General features: G+C 57.5%; 16 protein-coding genes. 6 read left to right on the top strand and 10 right to left on the bottom strand.

Annotated elements, in window-relative coordinates:
- Positions 1-13: 13 nt before the first annotated feature.
- On the bottom strand, positions 14-1705 hold the full coding sequence (locus FLP30_RS09815; RefSeq protein ID WP_149279668.1) for an alpha-keto acid decarboxylase family protein: 1692 nt from the start codon (positions 1703-1705) through the stop codon (positions 14-16).
- Between the two features lie 39 nt (positions 1706-1744).
- A complete protein-coding gene (locus tag FLP30_RS09810; RefSeq protein WP_168200124.1) occupies positions 1745-3532 on the bottom strand; it encodes a hypothetical protein in 1788 nt (595 codons plus the stop codon).
- Between the two features lie 686 nt (positions 3533-4218).
- On the opposite strand from FLP30_RS09810, the gene FLP30_RS09805 reads away from it, so the two are divergent.
- Positions 4219-6522, top strand: a complete 2304-nt coding sequence (locus tag FLP30_RS09805; protein ID WP_246856491.1) for a TonB-dependent receptor — start codon at positions 4219-4221, stop codon at positions 6520-6522.
- Positions 6523-6525: 3 nt separating this feature from the next.
- Positions 6526-7788 (top strand): MFS transporter, encoded by a 1263-nt coding sequence (locus FLP30_RS09800; protein WP_149279666.1) that lies wholly within the window; start codon positions 6526-6528, stop codon positions 7786-7788.
- A gap of 7 nt (positions 7789-7795) precedes the next feature.
- Here the strand turns inward: FLP30_RS09800 and FLP30_RS09795 are convergent, their stop codons facing one another.
- On the bottom strand, positions 7796-8887 hold the full coding sequence (locus FLP30_RS09795; RefSeq protein ID WP_149279665.1) for a Gfo/Idh/MocA family protein: 1092 nt from the start codon (positions 8885-8887) through the stop codon (positions 7796-7798).
- 100 nt (positions 8888-8987) lie between these two features.
- Between FLP30_RS09795 and FLP30_RS09790 the strand changes: the two genes are divergently transcribed.
- Together FLP30_RS09790 and mgrA are read left to right on the top strand one after the other, a co-directional pair.
- A complete protein-coding gene (locus FLP30_RS09790; RefSeq protein ID WP_149279664.1) occupies positions 8988-10076 on the top strand; it encodes an LLM class flavin-dependent oxidoreductase in 1089 nt (362 codons plus the stop codon).
- 78 nt (positions 10077-10154) lie between these two features.
- The gene (gene mgrA, locus FLP30_RS09785; RefSeq protein WP_149279663.1) at positions 10155-11177 is read left to right on the top strand and encodes an L-glyceraldehyde 3-phosphate reductase; all 1023 of its coding nucleotides are present in this window, start codon (positions 10155-10157) and stop codon (positions 11175-11177) included.
- Between the two features lie 61 nt (positions 11178-11238).
- Here mgrA and FLP30_RS09780 read toward each other — a convergent pair whose 3' ends face one another.
- The 7 genes from FLP30_RS09780 to arcC form a co-directional block, all read right to left on the bottom strand.
- A complete protein-coding gene (locus FLP30_RS09780; protein WP_149280176.1) occupies positions 11239-11673 on the bottom strand; it encodes an ExbD/TolR family protein in 435 nt (144 codons plus the stop codon).
- A 75-nt stretch (positions 11674-11748) separates the two neighbouring features.
- Positions 11749-12177 (bottom strand): ExbD/TolR family protein, encoded by a 429-nt coding sequence (locus FLP30_RS09775; RefSeq protein ID WP_149278507.1) that lies wholly within the window; start codon positions 12175-12177, stop codon positions 11749-11751.
- 3 nt (positions 12178-12180) lie between these two features.
- Positions 12181-13149 (bottom strand): MotA/TolQ/ExbB proton channel family protein, encoded by a 969-nt coding sequence (locus tag FLP30_RS09770; protein ID WP_149278677.1) that lies wholly within the window; start codon positions 13147-13149, stop codon positions 12181-12183.
- Between the two features lie 85 nt (positions 13150-13234).
- On the bottom strand, positions 13235-13939 hold the full coding sequence (locus tag FLP30_RS09765) for an energy transducer TonB (RefSeq protein ID WP_149279662.1): 705 nt from the start codon (positions 13937-13939) through the stop codon (positions 13235-13237).
- A gap of 165 nt (positions 13940-14104) precedes the next feature.
- The gene (locus FLP30_RS09760) at positions 14105-14608 is read right to left on the bottom strand and encodes a GlcG/HbpS family heme-binding protein (RefSeq protein ID WP_246856490.1); all 504 of its coding nucleotides are present in this window, start codon (positions 14606-14608) and stop codon (positions 14105-14107) included.
- 29 nt (positions 14609-14637) lie between these two features.
- A complete protein-coding gene (locus tag FLP30_RS09755; RefSeq protein ID WP_149279661.1) occupies positions 14638-15495 on the bottom strand; it encodes a DUF2877 domain-containing protein in 858 nt (285 codons plus the stop codon).
- Positions 15492-16415, bottom strand: coding sequence for a carbamate kinase (arcC, locus tag FLP30_RS09750; protein WP_149279660.1), 924 nt, complete (start codon positions 16413-16415; stop codon positions 15492-15494). The genes FLP30_RS09755 and arcC overlap by 4 nt, the downstream gene beginning before the upstream one ends.
- A gap of 310 nt (positions 16416-16725) precedes the next feature.
- On the opposite strand from arcC, the gene FLP30_RS09745 reads away from it, so the two are divergent.
- A complete protein-coding gene (locus tag FLP30_RS09745) occupies positions 16726-17514 on the top strand; it encodes an IclR family transcriptional regulator domain-containing protein (RefSeq protein WP_149279659.1) in 789 nt (262 codons plus the stop codon).
- 228 nt (positions 17515-17742) lie between these two features.
- Positions 17743-19275, top strand: a complete 1533-nt coding sequence (locus FLP30_RS09740; RefSeq protein WP_210419268.1) for an ABC transporter substrate-binding protein — start codon at positions 17743-17745, stop codon at positions 19273-19275.
- Position 19276: the final 1 nt, after the last annotated feature.

Below are 19276 nucleotides of genomic sequence, written 5' to 3'. Positions count from 1 at the left end.
GGGGCTGGTTGCGTTATTTCGCAGGCGGACGAGCGTTGGCCGTAGCCACGTGGCGACCCCAGGAAATCAGCTCCGGTGTGCAGTCATCACGCGGGATGACACACTCGATCAGCGTGGGGCCTTCCTTGTTGTCCAAAGCCACCTTGACGGCTTCGGCCAGTTCACCCGCTGTCGTGGCGCGCAGGCCCTTGCCCTTGCCGTCTTCAGCATTGAAGGCGTTGACAACGGCGGCGTAATCCCAGTTTTTGATGTTGTTGTAGGGGCCGTCGTGAATTTCAACTTCGATGGTGTAACCAGCGTTGTTGATCAGGAAGATGATGACGGGCAGCTTGCGCCGGGTCATCTGAGCAACTTCCTGCGCCGTCAGCTGGAAGGAGCCGTCACCAACCATCAGGATGGTCTGGCGTTCCGGGGCGCCAACAGCGTAACCGAATGCTGCGGGAACCGACCAGCCAATATGGCCCCACTGCATTTCAAATTCGACACGCGCGCCGCGGGGCAGCTTGGTGCGTACGACGTTGAACCAGGAGTCACCCGTTTCACCCAGAATGGTGGTTTCGGGGGTCACGAGGCTCTGCAGGGTCTTCTGGATATCCGCACGGGACAGCTTGTCGTCACCGCTACCGGTTGTCTCGGTAATGGTGGTGGTGTGCACACGCTTGTACTGCGTCAGCGTGGCATCCTTCTTCGGCTTGTCCTTGAAGTGCTCGGCCAGAGCCTCAAGCAGTTCGGTCAGGTGGATATTGTCGAAGGAATGGCCTTCCACCTTGCTGATGTTCTTGTCCAGAACAGCAACATTCGGCCCCTTGGGCCATGCGGTCCAGCCTTCGGTGGAGTAATCGTTGAAGATGGGGGCCAGCGCCAGAATGCTGTCCGTCCAGTTGAAGATTTCATTCACACCCGGGGTGCTGGCGCTGCCCCAGTAGGTGCCGACATACCCGGCGTGATCTTCGGGGAAGAAGCTTTTTGCAGCAGCCATGGTTGCGACAACGCAGCCCAGAGCATCGGCCAGTTTAACGGCTGCTGCTTCCGCACCGGCGGCGCGCAGGCGGCTGCCGATCAGGATGGCGGGCTTTTCGTGCTTTTCAATAAACTCAGCCACCGCCGCGACGGCTGCTGCCAGCGTTTCCTGATCGGACGGACGGATGTCCAGAACAGCGCTGATCGGGCCAGGGGCCGCACAGGGCTGTGCAGAAACGTTGCAGGAAATTTCAATGTAAGCGGGCTTTTTTTCACGCAGGGCGGTGCGGATTGCGTGGTCGATCTTTTCCGGCGCATCTTCCGCGCTGGTGATGGACACCGCAGCACAGGTCAGCTTTTTTGCAATTTCAAGCTGATACCCATAGTCCGGCACGCCAATCGTGTGGTGCAGGATATGGCCGCTGCCATAGTCGTTGGAGTTGGGGGCGCCAGAAATCAGAATAACCGGCAGGTTTTCAGCATAGGCGCCACCAATGGCGTTCAGCGCGGAAAACGCACCGACGTTAAAGGTTACGACAGCAGCAGCAGCCCCATTGGCGCGAGCATAACCCTCTGCGGAAAAGCCGCAGTTAAGTTCGTTGCAGCAATAAACCTGTTCGCAGTCCTTGTTGAGCAGAAGCTGGTCCAGCAGCACCAGGTTATAATCGCCAGCAACGGCGAAGTGGTGCTTCAGACCAATCTGGGAAAGACGTTCGGCAAGATAGGTACCTACAGTATAAGTCATTCTGCTTTCTCCCTTAATGGATGATCTTGCGATCCCATTTTACTGGAACGGAAAATACCGGAACGTAACATAAACCGTGTTGCCTGCGGTCGCAGGGTAGACACTGTTCTGCCTGCCGTCATTACCCCGAAAGGCAAATTTCCGGATATACGTGTATTGCAGCCCACCCATCAGGCTACCGTAATGCCCCTGCATGACATGCCACCACCCACCTGCGGTAAAAGATGCAAGTGTGCGTGTCTGTGCATTGCAGGTGCCAAACTCGACCGCGCAGCCACCAAGGTTCAGGTCGGTCACACCGTACCCGTACTGGCGGCCATCGGCCCCGATATATCGCTCCCGCCCGGCGGTCTCGACCCCGCCATAGGTGTAAAGCAGCAGGGACGATGTCGGGTGCCCTATCAGGCCGAGTGAGCCGATAATTTCAGGCACGGGCACCAGCTGCCCGCGACTGCCCAGCGTTGTATCGGGCAACAGGGAAGGGCCATAACGCCCCACCCCACGCCCGGCCAGAATATTGCCAGCCAGTTGCAGCTTGTCCGTGCCAAGTGGAGCCGTGATACCTGCCCCGACACCCCCACCAAAACTGGTATGCTGCTGCGTTGTTTTACCACCCGGCGGCACACTCAGCGAGCGGAACCACCGCGCCAGACCAAAAACTTCATAATGGCCATAGTTGGTATCAACTGCCGCTTTCAAAACAACATCCGGGGCTGGGTTATAGGTATAATGTGTTGTGCTGTTCAGCAGCACGCCCCCGCTATCCTGATAATACACAGTTGCCCCGCCTGCCTGCCCATACGCGGCGGGCAGCGTCCCACCCGACGACAGGAGGGATGAAAAAGCAACGGTTGCCTGAGCATCTTCCACCGACAGTCCAAGCCAGTATTTCTCGTGCCAGTCCTTACCAAGGCGGATCTGAGGGACGCGAGTAAAAGCAATGCCGGGTATCTGGTTATTATCGGTTACGGCGGGCAGTTGCTCATGCCGGGGCAATATGCCCTTGGCATAATTAGTCACCAGGCTCCAGGCTTGCCCCATCAGCAGATGAAAGCCCCAGTCTTTCTGCGTAAACGTAAAATACGCCTGACGCATGCGGGGCGTGTAGCCGCTGATCTGCACACTGTTGCTGGTGCCTGCGGCCCCCCCGAAGTCACTCTCCACATAGGCCTGCAAACGCACGACGGGGCTTGGGTTGGCTTCCATCAGGATAGACATGCGCGACAACTGCGCGGACAGTCTTTCCTCACTCAGGCCATGTTCGACACTGTTGGCATAGGGAAAGTTATTCCACGCCGTTGCAGGGCCTGCGCTCAGGTTAGAATCCCGCCAGATATTGGACAGTTCCACAAACCCGCCAAGGCGGACGGAAATGCCACCAATGCTGAAAACCGGAGGAAGATGGTCAACCGATGTCTGGGTAATGGCCGCCGGGCTGGAGGAAGAAAGGTCCATACCAACATGGGCAGCATCAGCCACGCTCAAAGCAGGCAAAGCAACAGGCGTCAGTCCCGCACGCCACAGAGCGGGAGTAGTGGCGGCGTTATCAGGCACTGTATCGGATGGAAAACGAATGGAGGGGTCTGCCGGAGCATCTGAAATATTGGTGGACTGTAAACGCCGCTGACGGGTAACCACCCGGCCCCCAGCGGCAACACGCCCTGCTCCTGACTGCGCTTGCGCTTTTTTACGCGCCTGATGGCTTTCAATCACCGCAACACGGGCCGCCAGAAACCGCATCTGCGCTTTGATGGCTGCCAGTTCCTGTGCATCGTCCGCCAGAAGTTGTGTGGGGTCTTGCAGCAGGCCGAAAACGACTGTCCCCACAACCAGCTTAGGATCCAGCTTGCGTCTTCCGGCTGGATTTTCTGCGACGACAGGTTTCACACGGGCTCCTTCACAACCCTTTGCTCGGCAAAGGGTATCTATGGCCTACACAAGGCGTTTGAAGGGCATGGGACATTGATCTGCATCAAAGATTACAAGACGTTAATTATAACAGAATGATGACAGAGCCTCAGAGCCCGATGTTTTCCCGGTGATCCTGCTCAATCATTCACTTCTTAAATTCTTATTTAATGGTTTCCAGATGTTATGCTTCAGGCCATTCCTGTTGTGAAACATCTTGCCCCGCCTGCTTCATCAACAGGTTACTGGCGCCGCCTTCGTGCAAGGTTATGGGATACGGTATGCTGGCAGCAGCATAAACACTATTTATTATAGTTTATTTTTACCCCCAAAAATGGCTTTCCACACTTTTACATTGCTCATGTATCCACCAGAGCCTCCCTCTTTCTCAGATTTTGAGAAAAACGGGGGAAAATTGAATTTTTACAGCAAATTACGAAAGAAAATTATCCGAACCCCCTCATGTGGAGTCCCAAAACACCCCCTGAAATTACCAAATGAAATGGGATTCTTGAAAAAATATCATCAACTATGGTATTAATTTGACTCTGAAACACTCAATTCATAATGTGCATTAATATATTAACGTTTAACGGTGTAATTTCGTGGAACCTATCGCAACAAAAGCCTCATGGGCGGCCAGCGCCAGTCAGATCAGCCTTGCCGTGGCCCTTTGCCTGAGCATGACCGAGGCTGCCCAGGCCGCGGCTGTTGCGGACCCGGCCCCCACCCCCGCAGTCACCAAAACCCAGGCCGCAGCCCCAAAGGCGGAAGAAATCACTGTCAGCGTGCGCCGCCGGAGCGAGCCGTTGCAGAAAGTGCCTGTTGCCACATCGGTTTACACCGCCAAGCAGGCCAGCCGTGACAATGTGCATGACCTGCAGGGTATTTTTCAGTTCGTGCCTTCTGCCAACTTCCGCACCAGTGCCTCCTCCAAGGACCGCAGCATGTTTGTGCGTGGGATCGGCACAATTTCGACCTCCCCCGGTGTGGAGCCTTCGGTCTCTACCGTGGTTGATGGTGTTGTGCTGGCCCGCTCTGGCCAGGCAACGGCAGACCTGCTTGATCTGGACCATATCGAAGTCATGCGCGGGCCACAGGGCACACTCTTTGGCAAAAATGCTTCTGCCGGGGCCGTCAATATCGTCACCGCAGCGCCTACGGCAGCTTTCCATGCCTATGCGGATGCATCCTATTTCTCGGGTGATGAATACCGGCTGAGCGGTGGCGTGTCGGGCACGCTCATTCCGTCCAAGTTGATTGGCAATGCTTCCTTCCTGGTTGGCGGCTACACCGGCAACGTGCAGAACCTGTATTCCGGTCAGGATGTCAACGGCTACCAGCACAGAGGCGGCCGCACCAAGCTGGTCTGGACACCCGATGATGACACCAAGGTAACCCTTGGCCTGGACTACATGTATTCAAACGATGCCGTGCCTAACGGCGTGTTTGTGTCCTCCTCACGTGTGGCGTATCCCAGCAATATCACCACCCACAACCCGGCACTGGCGCAGGCTTTGGCGTCGGAAGGCATTTCACCCTCCAGCCACAACACGCGCATCAGCAATAACACCCTCAGCAAATCCATTGATAATAATGGCGGGGTTTCCATCACCCTAGATCGCAAACTGGGTGGGGGCTACACGCTGACATCAATCTCGGCCTATCGGCGCTGGCAAAATACGCAGGACCAGGATTATGACCAGTTGTCCCAGGCCTATGTCGGCCTGCCGGAGCTGAAAGACCACGGCTGGCTGGACTTCTGGCAGGCCACGCAGGAAGTGCGTATTGCCTCCCCCAAGGGCCATTTTTTCGACTATGTGGCTGGGCTTTACTATATGCACGCGGTGGATAGCGAAACCTATGACCGATCACTCAGCCCTGTAGGTGGGCCGCAGAATTCGGGCCGTGCCCAGTTTGGCACCACAGGCAACAACTACGCAGCCTTTGCCGAAGGCAACCTGAACTTTACCAAAAAGTTCCGCGCTGTCCTGGGCCTGCGCCTGCTGCGGGATGACCTGTCCTATACGTTCAACCGCCACTCCACCTCTGCGGCGGCTGTCACCGGCATCCGCCCTGACTTTAACAGCACAGGCTCCACCGCCCATAACGGCTATGTGGACCGTATTGGCCTGCAATACGACTTTACGCCGGATGTTCATGCCTATTTCACATATTCTCACGGCTACAAGGGGCCAGCGTACAACGTGTTCTTCAACATGCAGAACACCGACACCCAGGCCCTTAAGCCAGAACAGAACAACAGCTATGAAATCGGCCTGAAAACGCAGTTCCTGCACCACAAGGTCACAGCCAACTTTGCCGCGTTTATCGAGAACTTCTCAAACTATCAGGCAAACTTTCTGGACAATGTCGCCGGGGCAACGGTCACACGGCTGATCAATGCCGGCGCGGTATCCAGCAAGGGGATTGAAGGGGACATTACCGCCCGCCCCATCCGTTACCTGACTCTGGGCGGCAATTTTGCCTATACCTATGCCACGGTTGATCATTTTCGCTGCCCATCCAACGCCCCCACATCGTGCAACGTGGACGGGCAGCCCCTGCCCTATGCCCCGCGCTGGAAGTTTGTGCTGAATGCAGACTACACCCGCCCGCTGAACGACCGCTTCAACCTGTCACTGGACAGTGATTACACATGGCAGAGCCGCACCCAGTATTCGCTGACAGAAACACCAGACACGGTCCAGAAAGCCTATGGGATCTGGAACCTGAGCACCACGATTGAAGATAAAAAAGCCCGGCTGCGGCTTTCCTTGGTCATGCGTAATGCCATCAACACCCATTATGCGTCCTATATTGCTTACGGCAACCTGGGGGGGGTCGTGGACTGGATGCCGCGTGACTATGGCCGCTATGGTGGCTTTGTGCTGCACAAGGACTTCTAAAGCATGCGTGAGGATGCCAGCCCCAGCACACCAAGCCTTGTGAGTGGGAGTAAGCACGCATCCTCCACTCTTCTCATGGTGCTGCTGTTTCTCATCAGCATCATTGCCTATGCCGACAGGCAGGTCATTGCGCTACTTAAGCCCGAACTGGACAAAGTGTTCGGGTGGAGTGCCGCGGATTACGCCGCCATTTCATCTTGGTCACAACTGTCCATTGCGGTCAGCCTGCTGCTCAGCGGGTGGATTGTTGACCGGCTGGGGGTCAAAACCGTGCTGGCCGCAGGGCTTGGGGGCTGGAGCCTGGCCACCCTGCTCCATGCTGTTGTCAACACGGTGCGGGGGTTTGTGGTTGTGCGGGTAGCGTTGGGAGTTTTCGAGGGTGTGGGCACTCCCGCAACCATGAAAGCTGTCAGCACCTGCTTTCCGCCTGAAGCCCGAGGCCGCGTGATTGGCGTCCTCAACGCAGCCCCCAATTTGGCAGCCATGCTGACCCCTGTCATCGTGTCCCTACTATTCCCCATTGCGGGCTGGCGTGGCACTGTTGTGCTGATTGGGGCCTCGGGCCTGCTCTGCGTGCTGGCATGGCTGCTGTTTGCCCGTATTAACCCCTATACAAGCGCCACCCACACACCAGACACCACAACCGACCCTGCTCCGTCCCTGCCCTTATGGCGGCGGGCCACAGGCTTTGCCCTAGGCAAATTCCTGACTGACCCAGTCTGGTGGATGTTGCTGTTCTGGCTGCCTGACCTGCTGCACCGTCGCTTCGGGCTTGATGCCGCCAGTAGTGGCCTGCCCTTGGCCTGTGCCTACGCCATGGCTGGCTGCGGCTCCATTGCAGGGGGGCACGGTCCGGCCATTCTGGCACGCAAGGCGGGACTACAGACCGAGACAGCCCGCCGCCTGATCATGCTGGTAGCCGCCTGCTGCGTGCTACCCCTGCCCTATGTCTTGCAGACTGGCAACCTTGCTCTGGCAGTGTTTCTCTGTGGCTTAACCTTGGCTGCCCATCAGGTTTTTGCAACCAACCTGTTCGGCTTTGCGACAGAATGGGTGCCTGCCAGCCGCACGGGGCGCATAACAGGCCTTGGGGCTTTTTGTGGCAATGTCGGCGGAGCGCTCATGCTGTCCCTCATGGGTCATTTTGCAGCCCCGGGTGTCTCGCTCCTGCCGGTTTTTGCCTATGGTGCTCTTGCCTATCTTGCGGCCTGGCTGGCCCTGTCAGCCCTTGCGCCACCACGGCGCCTGAGACGCCGGGTGGCTTGAAAACAGTTTAGAGAGGCAGGAGTTCAGCAATTTCCACAGCGCGCTTTTCCCGCGCGCTCAGCTCTGCCGCTGCCCCCATGGCCACAGCCCAGACCCCGTCTTCCGCAGTCACCTGCACAGGTCCACGCCCGGCCACAGCATCAAGAAACGCCAGAAGCTGGAAATAGGTTGCTCCATGATGGTGGCCTGCCGCCAGCACACTGCTGTCCACATCAACATGCTCACGCACAATTTCAGCAGGGGTATTCTGTGCCGAACGAGGCGAAAACACTTTAATACCAGACGGAATCCCGACTTCCAGCTTGGCCTTATCGCCAATAGCCACAAGGCTTTCCTGCTCCTCCGAGCCTTCCGCAAACATGCACAGGTCAAGCAGGGCACGCACCCCGTTTTCAAAATCGACCACGGTATAGCTGTTGTCGATAATGTCAGGCACCTGCCCGTCGTAACGCTCGTCCTGATGGTTGACATCCGCTGCACCAGAGCAAAAAACCCGGACAGGCTTGGCCTGTACGATATACCGCATGAGGTCGAAAAAATGGCAGCATTTTTCTACCATTGTGCCGCCTGTGTTACGGTTGAAGCGGTTCCAGTCCCCAACCTTACGCAGGAACGGAAAGCGATGTTCATGCAGGGCAAGGCGGCGCAACTGTCCGGCCCGGCCTGTGTGCACATCGGCAATAAAACTGCTGACAGGCGGCATGAAGCGATATTCCATACCAACCCAGAAAACACCCTGATGGCCAGCAACCCTGCGGGCGATATCCTGTGCATCTTCCACAGTTGTGCAGAGTGGTTTTTCACACAGGATATGCAGGTCCGTTTCCAACAACGGCAGCAGCACATCATGGTGCGTGTAGTTAGGCGATGCAATAATGACAGCATCAACATCCACAGCGCCAACCATGTCGGAAACATTCGCAAAACACGCTATGTTGTCATGCGAAGTACCAAAACTTTCACGCAGACTCGCCTTTGCCCAGTCGAGCGAGGACTCCTCAGGGTCCACCAGAGCGACAACCTGCATCCCCTCCACAAGGGCAAGATTGCGAATGTGTTCCTGGGCCATCAGGCCCGTACCAACCAGAGCGAAGCGCATGATTCTTATTTTACCGAAAATTACAAATAAAAATTATATACACGATACTTTTAAGATAGTAAACATATATTGACTGTAAAGAAACGTGGAATTACCCCGCATGCCCCAGACAACCACCACCAGCACCCCTTGCGAAGTCAGCTGGTTTTCCGCCTTGTGTGATGATGATTACGAATTCCTCGGCGTGCCAGAACCCCGCCTGCGCTCTAGCTGGCAACACTGTCGGGATATTGTTCTGGGGGCGGAAACCGGCGGTTTTGACCGCATTCTCCTGCCATCTGGCTACACATTGGGGCTGGACACCATGGCGTTTGCTGGCGGCGTAGCTCCCCTGCTCCGCAACATCCGCCTGCTCACCGCCATACGCTGCGCGGAACTGTGGCCACCCCAGCAGGCCCGCCAGCTTGCGACCCTGGACCAGATGACGGAAGGGCGGCTGGATATCAATATCATCTCCTCCGACCTGCCGGGGGAAACGCTGGAAAGCGCACCACGCTACCGCAGGTCTTTGGAATACATGCACATCCTGCGCGCTTTGCTGAATGGTCAGGCTGTCGAGACCAAAGGCGAATTCTACCAGTTGGCGATTGATCCCCCACGCCTGCAAGGCCATGGCGGCAAAGCGCCCCTGTTCTATTTTGGCGGCCTGTCAGACGCTGCGCGTGAAACAGCGGCAGCCGCAGCCGATGTCTATCTGATGTGGCCCGACACGCTGGACAAAGTGGCGGAGGTTGTAGCCGACATGCGCGCCCGCGCCGCCCGCTACGGTCGCAGTCTGCGCTTTGGCTACCGGGTGCATGTGATTGTGCGCGAAACGGAAACCGAAGCCCGAATTGCGGCCAACCGGCTGGTCTCCAAGCTGGAGGGCGCAACAGGCGACCAAATCCGCAACCGCTCGCTCGACGCCCAGACAGCAGGGGTACTGCGCCAAGGGGAACTGCGCCAGAGTGCTGACCTGGATGGCTATGTGGAAGACCATTTGTGGACTGGCATCGGCCGCGCTCGCTCAGGCTGCGGGGCCGCTATTGTGGGCGACCCAGACCAGGTACTGGCCAAGCTCCAAGCTTATCAGGAGATCGGCATGGAGGCTTTTGTGCTTTCAGGCTATCCTCATCAAGCCGAATGTGACCTGTTTGCGCGGCATGTTCTGCCCCGCCTTAACCATGCGCCGCTCTCGCGGCACGGCTGACCACGTTTGCGGGCAGGGTTTGACCTGCCCGTGCTCCTCCTTTTTCATCCTGTCATTTTTATAAGGATACCGCCTGCAATGACATGGGCTCCCTCCTCCACCCGTTACGACACTGCCTCCTTCCGCCGCTGTGGCCGCTCGGGGCTGGACCTGCCACCCATCTCTCTGGGGCTGTGGCATAATTTCGGTGGCGTGGATGTGTTTGAAACCGGGCGCGCCGTCATCCGCCGTGCGTTTGACCGTGGGGTTACCCATTTTGACCTCGCCAACAACTATGGCCCGCCCTATGGCTCGGCTGAAGAAAACTTTGGCACAATCCTGAAAAAGGACTTCGCAGCCCACCGGGATGAAATGATCATTTCCTCCAAGGCAGGGTGGGATATGTGGCCCGGTCCTTATGGGGTTGGCGGCTCACGCAAGTATCTGCTGGCCTCGCTTGACCAGAGCCTCCAGCGCATGGGGCTGGATTATGTTGATATTTTCTATTCCCATCGCCCCACACCCGATGTCCCGCTGGAAGAAACCATGGGCGCGCTGGTGCAGATGCACCGTCAGGGCAAGGCACTGTATGTTGGCATTTCCTCCTACGGCCCACAGCGCACCCGACAGGCTGCTGAGATTCTGCGGCGCGAAGGTGTGCCACTGCTGATCCACCAGCCCTCCTACTCCATGCTGAACCGCTGGGTGGAAGTGGAGTTGCTGGACACGCTGGAAGACCTCGGCGTTGGCTGCATTGCCTTTTCGCCCCTGGCGCAAGGGCTGCTGACCAACAAGTATCTGAACGGTGTGCCAGAACATTCCCGCGCCGCCGCAGGGGATTCCTTTACCCGCACCATGCTGTCAGAAAGCAACCTGGCCCATGTCCGTGCACTCAACGATATTGCTGCCAAGCGGGGGCAGAGCCTGGCACAGATGGCCATTGCCTGGGTGCTGCGTGACACCCGCGTAACCTCGGCACTGATCGGTGCCCGCAATGTCCAGCAGCTTGACGATTCGCTGAACGCCCTGAACACGCTGGACTTCAGTGCGGAAGAGATCGCCCTGATCGACCAATACGCCCGCGAAGGGCATATCGACCTGTGGCGCAACCTGTCTGAATAAGACTGCATGAAAACGGCAGGTTTTCGTTCCTCAGAAAACCTGCCGTTCAAATAACCGCACTTTACTGCACGAACTGTTCCTGCCCGGTGATTCCGAGCTTTGTGACGCCGAGACGCTGTGCGTCTGCCATGACGTGGATGACCGTCTTGTAGCTGGCCAGCCGGTTGGGCTGGATGTGGAACTCGGGGCGGAAGTCCTCCGGCCCCGTGGCAATCTGCCGCAGCCGGGCCTGCAGGTCTTCCTCCGTTGTCACGGGTTCCCCGTTCCAGCTCAGGCTGTTGTCAAAGTCGATTCCAAGCGTCACAACCGGCACCTCAACTGTTGGCGGCGGCGGGTTGCCCTGTGGCAGGTCTATCGCAACGGACTGCGTCTGTAGCGGAATGGTGATGATCAGCATGATCAGAAGCACCAGCATCACGTCAATCAACGGGGTCGTGTTGATATCAACAATGCCTTCGTCTTCCGTCGTGCTCGACGACCCGACATTCATGCCCATGGCCATTTACTCTCTTCTGCGCCTCTACCCTCCTCGGGCCGGGCGAGAGCACCGGGGGGCAGCGCCCCCACAGGCTCAGTTGTCCTTCGGCTTCTCGGTAATGAAGTCCACGTGGTAGATCCCGGCCTGCTGGCACGCAGCAACAATCCGGCCCACGGTTTCATACTTCACCGCCGCGTCACCCCTGATCTGGATCTGCGGCTGGGGCTTGAGCACAGCCACTTTCTCAAGCTGGCTTTCAAGCTCCTCCTGCCCATGCAGCGCCGTCTGGTTCCACCACACATGCCCGTCCGACGTGACGGCAACAACAATGTTGCTGACCTGTGTCTTGGTCGGCTGGCTCAGGTCCTTGGGCAGGCTCAGCTTGACCGTGTGGGTCGCAACAGGGATCGTGATCAGGAAGATGATCAGCAGCACCAGCATGACATCGACAAGCGGGGTGGTGTTGATGGCGGAGACGACCTCGTCCTCCCCCCCATCACCGCCGCCGACATGCATCCCCATGCGTCAGCCCACCCGGTTGGAGGCGGTCGCCGTCGTGGGGGAGCTGTCAGGACGGACCTGAATATGCTCCACCGCACCATGGCGCACGCCACCGATCAGAATGGACTGCAGGTCGTCCGCAAAGTCGCGCACCTGGTCCATGGCGCCCTTGTTGCGGCGCACCAGCAGGTTGTAGCCCAGCACCGCGGGCACAGCCGTGGCAAGGCCAATGGCGGTCATGATCAGCGATTCACCCACAGGCCCGGCCACCTTGTCGATGGAGGCCTGACCGGCAATGCCGATGGCAGTCAGCGCGTGGTAGATCCCCCAGACCGTGCCGAACAGCCCGATGAAGGGAGAGGTGGAGCCCACGGTGCCCAGAAAGGCCAGGCCCTTTTGCAGGCTGTTCTGGATGTTGTTGACCGCGCGCTGGATGGACATGCCCGTCCAGCTATGCAGGTCGATGCTTTCCTGCATCGTGCCTTCGTGGTGCTCGGCAGCCGCAATGCCGGTGTCGGCGATGTAGCGGAAGGGCGAGGTGCTGGACAGGGCAGCGGCCCCTTCCTGAATGCTCTGCTTGGTCCAGAAGCTGCGCACCGCGTCCTTGCCAGCGGCAAACAGGCGGGCCTGCTCGATGAACTTGGTGATCATGATATACCAGGTGCCCAGCGACATCAGCAGCATGATCAGCAGCACGCCACGGGCGATGACATCACCATTGCTCCACAGTGCTCCCAGCCCGTAAGGGTTGGCCTCGGCCTGCGGGGCTGCGGCGGGGGCTGGAGCCTGTTCGGTCGGGTTGGCCACGGGAGCCACAGGGGCGGCCGGGGCTTCAGCCTGCGGGGCGGCGGCCTGCGGCTGGGCCGGGGCTGTCTGTTCCGTGCCCTGGGCCGGGCTGGCCGCGTCCTGCGCCATGGCGGCGGCGGGCAGGCCTGCGCCCAGCAGCGCCGCGAGGGCCAGGGCGGAAAGCGAAGAGCGGGACAGTCTGGTCATCGTATGCGAAATCCTCGTCCTGGAGCCCCGCCCGGCGGGCAATGGCGCGTGCGGGGGAAGGGTTGGTGTGGGGGGCATGGGGTGGTCAGTTATCCAGCCGGAAGCGGATGACATAGACCTTGTGCAGTTCCTTGACCGGGGCACCGTTGCGCAGGGCCGGGCGGTAGCGGGCACGGCGGACGTAGTCGAGGGCTGAGGCAGCAAAGGCCTGTCCCCCGCTGACCGAACGCACTGTGCAGTTGCTGGTCATGCCGGTTGTTTCCACGTCGCAGACCAGGGTGACCCGGCCTTCGATGTTTTCTTCCTCCATTTCTGGCGGATAGACGGGCTGCACATTGTTGAGCGGGACCGAGCCTGCGGCGGTGTCCGGCACGTTGGGTGCGGGCACGGGTGCGGGCGGGGCCTCGGCGGTCTGGCGCTGGGGTGCCGGAGGGGCCTTGGGCGGTGTGCGCGTGACGTGGCGGATGGGCGGCTTGGGCGGCGGCGGCACCACGATCTTGGGCGGCGGGATGTAGGGCGGTGGCGGCACGGCCATAACCGGCGGCGGGGGAGGCGGAGGAGGCGGCGGCGGAGGTGGAGGGGGTGGAGGCAGAATGCGCGTCTGCAACGGCGGCTTGTGCACAGGCGGGGCCTCACCACTGCCCATGCCTTGCACCAGCATGAAAACACCCAGGCCATGCAGCACAAACACTGTGAGCAGAGCCAGAGCACTGACCCCGCCCCCAACGCGCAGGGCTGTGCATTGTTTCTGGCGGGCATCCGCAGGCTCATGCCCGGTTTTATCCTGCATTATAGTCCACCTTTTCTTGCCTCCGTGCCACACGCACTGACATGCTATCCTGAACTTCCCAATAGACCTCAGACAGAACCGAAGCTGACCTTGGAAAAACTTTCATACAACACTACGAAAATGATTTTTTATACTCACTCATTCTCATAGAACTGGCACGTTCCATTATTCATCACACGACAGGGCTTGTGCTGCGGCTAACGCGCAGGTCTCGTCCAGTTCTGCGCTGGCCCCACCGACACCCACAGCGCCCAGCAGAATACCATGACGCACCAAAGGGACACCTCCCTTTGAATAAATCATGTTATTTCCCTCAAGTTCCGAAATTCTGTTCATAACGACAGACTCTGGCGGGATGGCACCGCTCCTGCAGCGGGTGGCCGCAGCGGTCAATGCCTTACCCTGACTGCCATAAATACTGGCCCAGTTTGACTGGTCCATGCGGCCAAAGACAACAAGACGCCCCCCCGCATCACAAACACTGACACACACGGCAATGCCCAGTGCCTCAGCCTTTTGCAAAGCTGCTGCGAGGGCCTGTTGTGCCTCAAGAAGGGCAAGAGTCATTTTTGGTTCTCTTTGTCGTTTGTTCGAATACCGAACGTTTCGTTCAAGAAACTTTTGTTTTTCTAACGCATCTTCTTGCCTGTTGAAAACAAAAATATGCACCTGCCCGCTACAATTCGAAAAACAGGGGCTTATCTGCTGCTTTCCGTCTGCATAATCCCCGCCGCCCACAAAAATCCGGCCAACGCATCCGCCCCGGATGTTGCGCCATGTGCCACGACGGCAACCATGTGTTTATAAAGGGATGAAGCATGATCAGATGTTTTAAGAGCATCAAGAAATGCACACCACACCGCAGAAGCATGACCTGCGGCGGCTGAATCCAAAAAAGCGTAGGATAGAGTTGTTGTCATCCCCAGCGCCCCATGCCGTAAGGGAGCACAGAGCGCTCTGGCCTCTGGCATGTAAAACCAGGCTGCCAGCATGACACCACACAAAAAGTCATCGCCCGCTGGGGTCAGCCCCATGCCCACCCCAGCCAAGGCCGTAGCGCTGCTTTGTAACAGGCTTGCATTGTTTTCCCGCAACCCCGTCTCCAGCATGAGAACATCATCATCTTTTATGAAAGACAGGTTTTTTCCGACCAGAACAGATGAAAGAAATTCTGACCCATGCTGAATGGTTTGCGCAATTTCGATCAGTTCACTCTGACTACGTAAAACCTTGCCCTCAGCTATGGGCACAGCAGAGGGGAAAATACAAAAATCCTGAAAAATAATATTGTATAAACCAAGCTTCAGGATTCCATTCTGAAAAAACCCATATTGCCCGTGCAGGCCAGTCCAGTCTGGCCATTGTTCCAGCACAATACACAACGGGCCATCCTGCTCCGTTGGCGCGCATATAATCGCTGTAACATCCTCATCCCCAACCCTGAAGATAATGTACAGGTGGCGCGGAAACACCGCCAGAACACGCACAGGACCAGCAGCATGAGCCACGGCAGGCGCGATAAACGCCCCTACCCTGCGCACCCGTATGCCTGTCATGCAGGTGCATCACCTTCTGGAACAATCCAGGTCCCAGCTTTGCCGGCAACAATATCCGTAATTTCAGCAAGGGAGCCAATTGCCGCTGGCTTGCCTGTCTGGCGCACAAAGCGGCTGGCTGCCTCTATTTTGGGGCCCATGGAACCTTTCGCAAACTGTTCTGCCATCAGTTCCGCAGGGGTCACCCGACGAAGCAGGCGCTGTTGTGGTGTGTCATAATGCTCAAAAACACCGGCAACATCGGTTGCAATAATAAACAGATCTGCTGGAATCTGAACGGCCAGAAGGCTGGAAGCCCGGTCTTTATCAATCACCGCTTCCACCCCTTCCATCCTCTGGCCATCCTGTGTGGCGACCGGAATACCCCCGCCCCCGGCACAGATAACAACAGCCCCGTTGTCCAGCAGCCAGCGGATAGGCCGGTGCCACAAAATACGCCGTGGCTGCGGAGAGGCGATGACCCGCCGCCATTTCCTGCCATCCTGCCGGAAGGTCCAACCATATTCAGCAATAAGCGCATCGATCTGCTCGCGCTCGAAAGTTGGACCTATGAACTTGCTGGGATCGGTAAATTCCGGGTCGTTGGCATCAACTTCCACCCGTGTCAGCAATGTAGCCACGGGCACATCATACCCCAGGATATTGCCGAGTTCCTGCTCCAGAATATACCCGATCATCCCTTCCGTTGCTGCGCCCATGACATCAAAGGGGTAAGGTTCCGCGCCTTTAAAAGCCTCCGCCTGCATAGCCAGAAGCCCCACTTGCGGGCCGTTGCCATGGGTTAGAATAAGTTGGTGCTGCCGCGCGACAGCGGCCAGTGCGCCCGCTGCAACCCGTGCATTTTTCCACTGCACATCCATGCCAAGCGGTTCGTTCCGCTGCATCAGGGCGTTGCCCCCCAGTGCGATCACCAGTTTCATGACTATGACTTTCCTGCATGCGTGATGCCATGACCGGCAATAAGTTCATATAATGCACATTAGTTCGCATTAAACAACTTTATGCTGAAGCTCATTCCCAAAAATCAGGCTGCAACCCACCCCGGACTCTGTGTGCATTGTGAAGAAAAGGGCTTGTTGTGAACATTCTGCAAAATTTTCTGTCCGTATCAGACATCACAAATTTGCAATTCGAATAGCACCCATCCATGTTTAGCATGCTCCAGATCATGGAAGCGCCCACTGTCTTGGCTTATACCCACCCCCTAATGTGATTTTTAAGAGCATGGACATGCCAGCAAGCACTTGCGAACCAGACATTCAGGATAAGCCCAAAACCTTTGTAGGCTCCCTGTCCTATGGCCTGAACATTATTATGGCCTTTGGGCGTGCCAACCCGCGCATGACCCTGTCCCAGGTTTCGGAAAAAACCGGCATGGACCGGGCCGGGGCGCGGCGTTACCTGCTGACACTGGTGCACCTGGGCTTTGTGTCGCAAGACGGGCGGCTGTTCCAGCTCACGCCCAAGGTTATGGAACTGGGGTATGCTTACCTGTCCTCTGTCCCATTGGCGGACAAGGCCCAGTATTATCTGGATAAAGTGCGCGACCACTGTGGTTTTCCCATGGCTCTGGGCATTCGTGACGGGCTGGATATTGTGCATATTGCCTCGGCCAATACTGATGAGTTCAGCTTTCCTGCTCTCACCATTGGCCGTCGCTTCCCCATTGCCTATGCCTCTGCCGGGCGCTGCATTCTGGCCATGATGGAAAAGCCCGAACGCGACAGCCTGCTCAAGCAAATTACTCTGGAGCCTCTTTCCGACCACAGCATAACCAGTATGGAAGACCTGCGGCGGGAACTGCGGGCCATACGCAAACAGGGCTATGCCATTGTAGATCAGGAAATGCAGCTTGGCGTACGTTCGCTCGCTGTGCCTATTTTTGATGTCCGTAACCGCATTGTTGCCAGCTTCAATACCTTTACGTTCAGCAGCATTGTGCCTGTAGAAAAACTGATGGACGATGTGCTGCCAGAAATGCTGGCCGCTGCCCAGGACATCCAACACACACTGATCTGACAGCCTGACACGGCTGCCAAAGGTTACCGCGCACGACGTAGCGTTGGCAGGCGGGTTTTGGACCGCCTGCCAAAAACAAAAATCCATATTATTTTCAATGTATTACTAATTACCCTCCTCTGCTGACAGCACGAGGGTAAAGGGCTGCGTGTAATTTCGCCCTTGCATTTGCGCGTTCATTTGTTGCTAATACGCACATATGTTCACAATAAAAACCAAGAGGCCGGAATGGGTGCAACCAAACAGCTCCGCATAGGTGTCCACTACGAACCTTCCAATGTGGACCCTCATCTGGGTGCCGCCGAACTGGCGTTGCAGATGACCAATGGCGTTTTTGATACATTGGTGAACAAGACCGCTGATGGCGCATATCTGCCTGGACTGGCAGAAACTTTCAGCATTTCAGACGATCATCTGCGCTATACGTTCCACCTTCGTAAAGATGTGGTGTTTCATGATGGCACCCCCTTTACCGCCCATGCCATGAAAATATCACTCGACCGCGCCCGCGACCCGCAAAACAAGTCCCAGCTTGCAGGTGGCCTGCTGGGCAGCTATCGCGAAAGCCGTGCGGTGGACGAGCATTGTCTGGAAATCATTCTGGACAGCCCCTACGCCCTGCTGCTGGATGCCCTCAGCCAAGGTTGGCTTGCCCCGGTTGCCCCCACCTGCGCCACCAGTGCTGGCAGCACCTTTATAACCCACCCCGTTGGCACCGGCCCCTTCCGCTTTGTGCGCTGGAATAAAGGCGACTGCCTGATCATCCGCCGTAACGAGGCTTATGCATGGGCACCGCCTGTGGTGGACAATGCAGGTCCGCCTTTGGTGGATGAAATCCTGTTCAAATTTCTACCCGATGATAATGCGCGCACCGCAGCCTTACTGGATGGCAGCGTGGACATGATCCTTGCCGCCAACCCGGCGGATGCCCAAACCCTGCGGGCTACGGCTGGGCTGGCTGTTACCACATGGCCAATCCGTGGTGTGCCGGTGTCCCTGATGATGAACATCAAACGTAGCCCCACCAGCAGCCTGGCTGTACGGCAGGCCATCAGCCACGCGCTGGATGTGGATGCCCTTGTGCAGGAAGTGTTTCGCGGTGAGTTCACACGGGCTTACGGCCCGGTCTCACAGTTTACTCTGGGTTATGAACCCGGCGTGGAAAACATGTATCCCCACAGCCCGACAAAAGCCGCCACACTACTGGAGCAGGAAGGCTGGATGCCCGGCCCCGATGGTATCCGCGAGCGTGATGGTGAGGCCTTGCGGGTGACATTCTATGCCCTGCCAGTCAATTTTTACCCGCAGTTTGGAGCCATTGTCGCACGCCAACTGGCGCTGGTCGGTATTGCTGTGGATGTTGAACTCTGTAGCCCGCCACAATGGATTCAGGCGGGCATGCAGGGGCTGCACAACCTGATCCCACAGGGAAAATACGCCAGTTCCTCACAACTTCTGGGGTTTGTATATCACTCCCGCAAAAGTGGACCTGGGTCCTATGGCTGGAGCAAACGTGGCCCGCAGGACTACCCTACCATTGATACGCAAATTGACGCGGCAGAAACCTGCCTGACCCCGGCAGAATTTGTCCCGCATTTTGCTACCGTGCAAATGGACATCATGCGTGCTGCATTGGCTGTGCCCCTGCACTGCAATGCAACCCTTGTTGCCGCCCGCGACACAATTGGCGGCCTGCGCTTTGACGCTATTGGGGCTTACCCCCTTTTCCATGACATCACATTCCAGCAGGACGAGGCCTGAG

The sequence above is a fragment of the Acetobacter vaccinii genome, assembly GCF_008365315.1.
Lineage (GTDB): Bacteria > Pseudomonadota > Alphaproteobacteria > Acetobacterales > Acetobacteraceae > Acetobacter > Acetobacter vaccinii.
This window is presented reverse-complemented; position numbering and strand designations above follow the sequence as displayed.

Bases quoted from the DNA above. Each gene is read 5' to 3' on its own strand.
- FLP30_RS09815 (WP_149279668.1), bottom strand. From the start codon at position 1,705: ATGACTTATACTGTAGGTACCTATCTTGCCGAACGTCTTTCCCAGATT.
- FLP30_RS09800 (WP_149279666.1), top strand. From the start codon at position 6,526: ATGCGTGAGGATGCCAGCCCCAGCACACCAAGCCTTGTGAGTGGGAGT.
- FLP30_RS09795 (WP_149279665.1), bottom strand. From the start codon at position 8,887: ATGCGCTTCGCTCTGGTTGGTACGGGCCTGATGGCCCAGGAACACATT.
- FLP30_RS09790 (WP_149279664.1), top strand. From the start codon at position 8,988: ATGCCCCAGACAACCACCACCAGCACCCCTTGCGAAGTCAGCTGGTTT.
- mgrA (WP_149279663.1), top strand. From the start codon at position 10,155: ATGACATGGGCTCCCTCCTCCACCCGTTACGACACTGCCTCCTTCCGC.
- FLP30_RS09780 (WP_149280176.1), bottom strand. From the start codon at position 11,673: ATGGGCATGAATGTCGGGTCGTCGAGCACGACGGAAGACGAAGGCATT.
- FLP30_RS09775 (WP_149278507.1), bottom strand. From the start codon at position 12,177: ATGGGGATGCATGTCGGCGGCGGTGATGGGGGGGAGGACGAGGTCGTC.
- FLP30_RS09770 (WP_149278677.1), bottom strand. From the start codon at position 13,149: ATGACCAGACTGTCCCGCTCTTCGCTTTCCGCCCTGGCCCTCGCGGCG.
- FLP30_RS09765 (WP_149279662.1), bottom strand. From the start codon at position 13,939: ATGCAGGATAAAACCGGGCATGAGCCTGCGGATGCCCGCCAGAAACAA.
- FLP30_RS09755 (WP_149279661.1), bottom strand. From the start codon at position 15,495: ATGACAGGCATACGGGTGCGCAGGGTAGGGGCGTTTATCGCGCCTGCC.
- arcC (WP_149279660.1), bottom strand. From the start codon at position 16,415: ATGAAACTGGTGATCGCACTGGGGGGCAACGCCCTGATGCAGCGGAAC.
- FLP30_RS09745 (WP_149279659.1), top strand. From the start codon at position 16,726: ATGCCAGCAAGCACTTGCGAACCAGACATTCAGGATAAGCCCAAAACC.
- FLP30_RS09740 (WP_210419268.1), top strand. From the start codon at position 17,743: ATGGGTGCAACCAAACAGCTCCGCATAGGTGTCCACTACGAACCTTCC.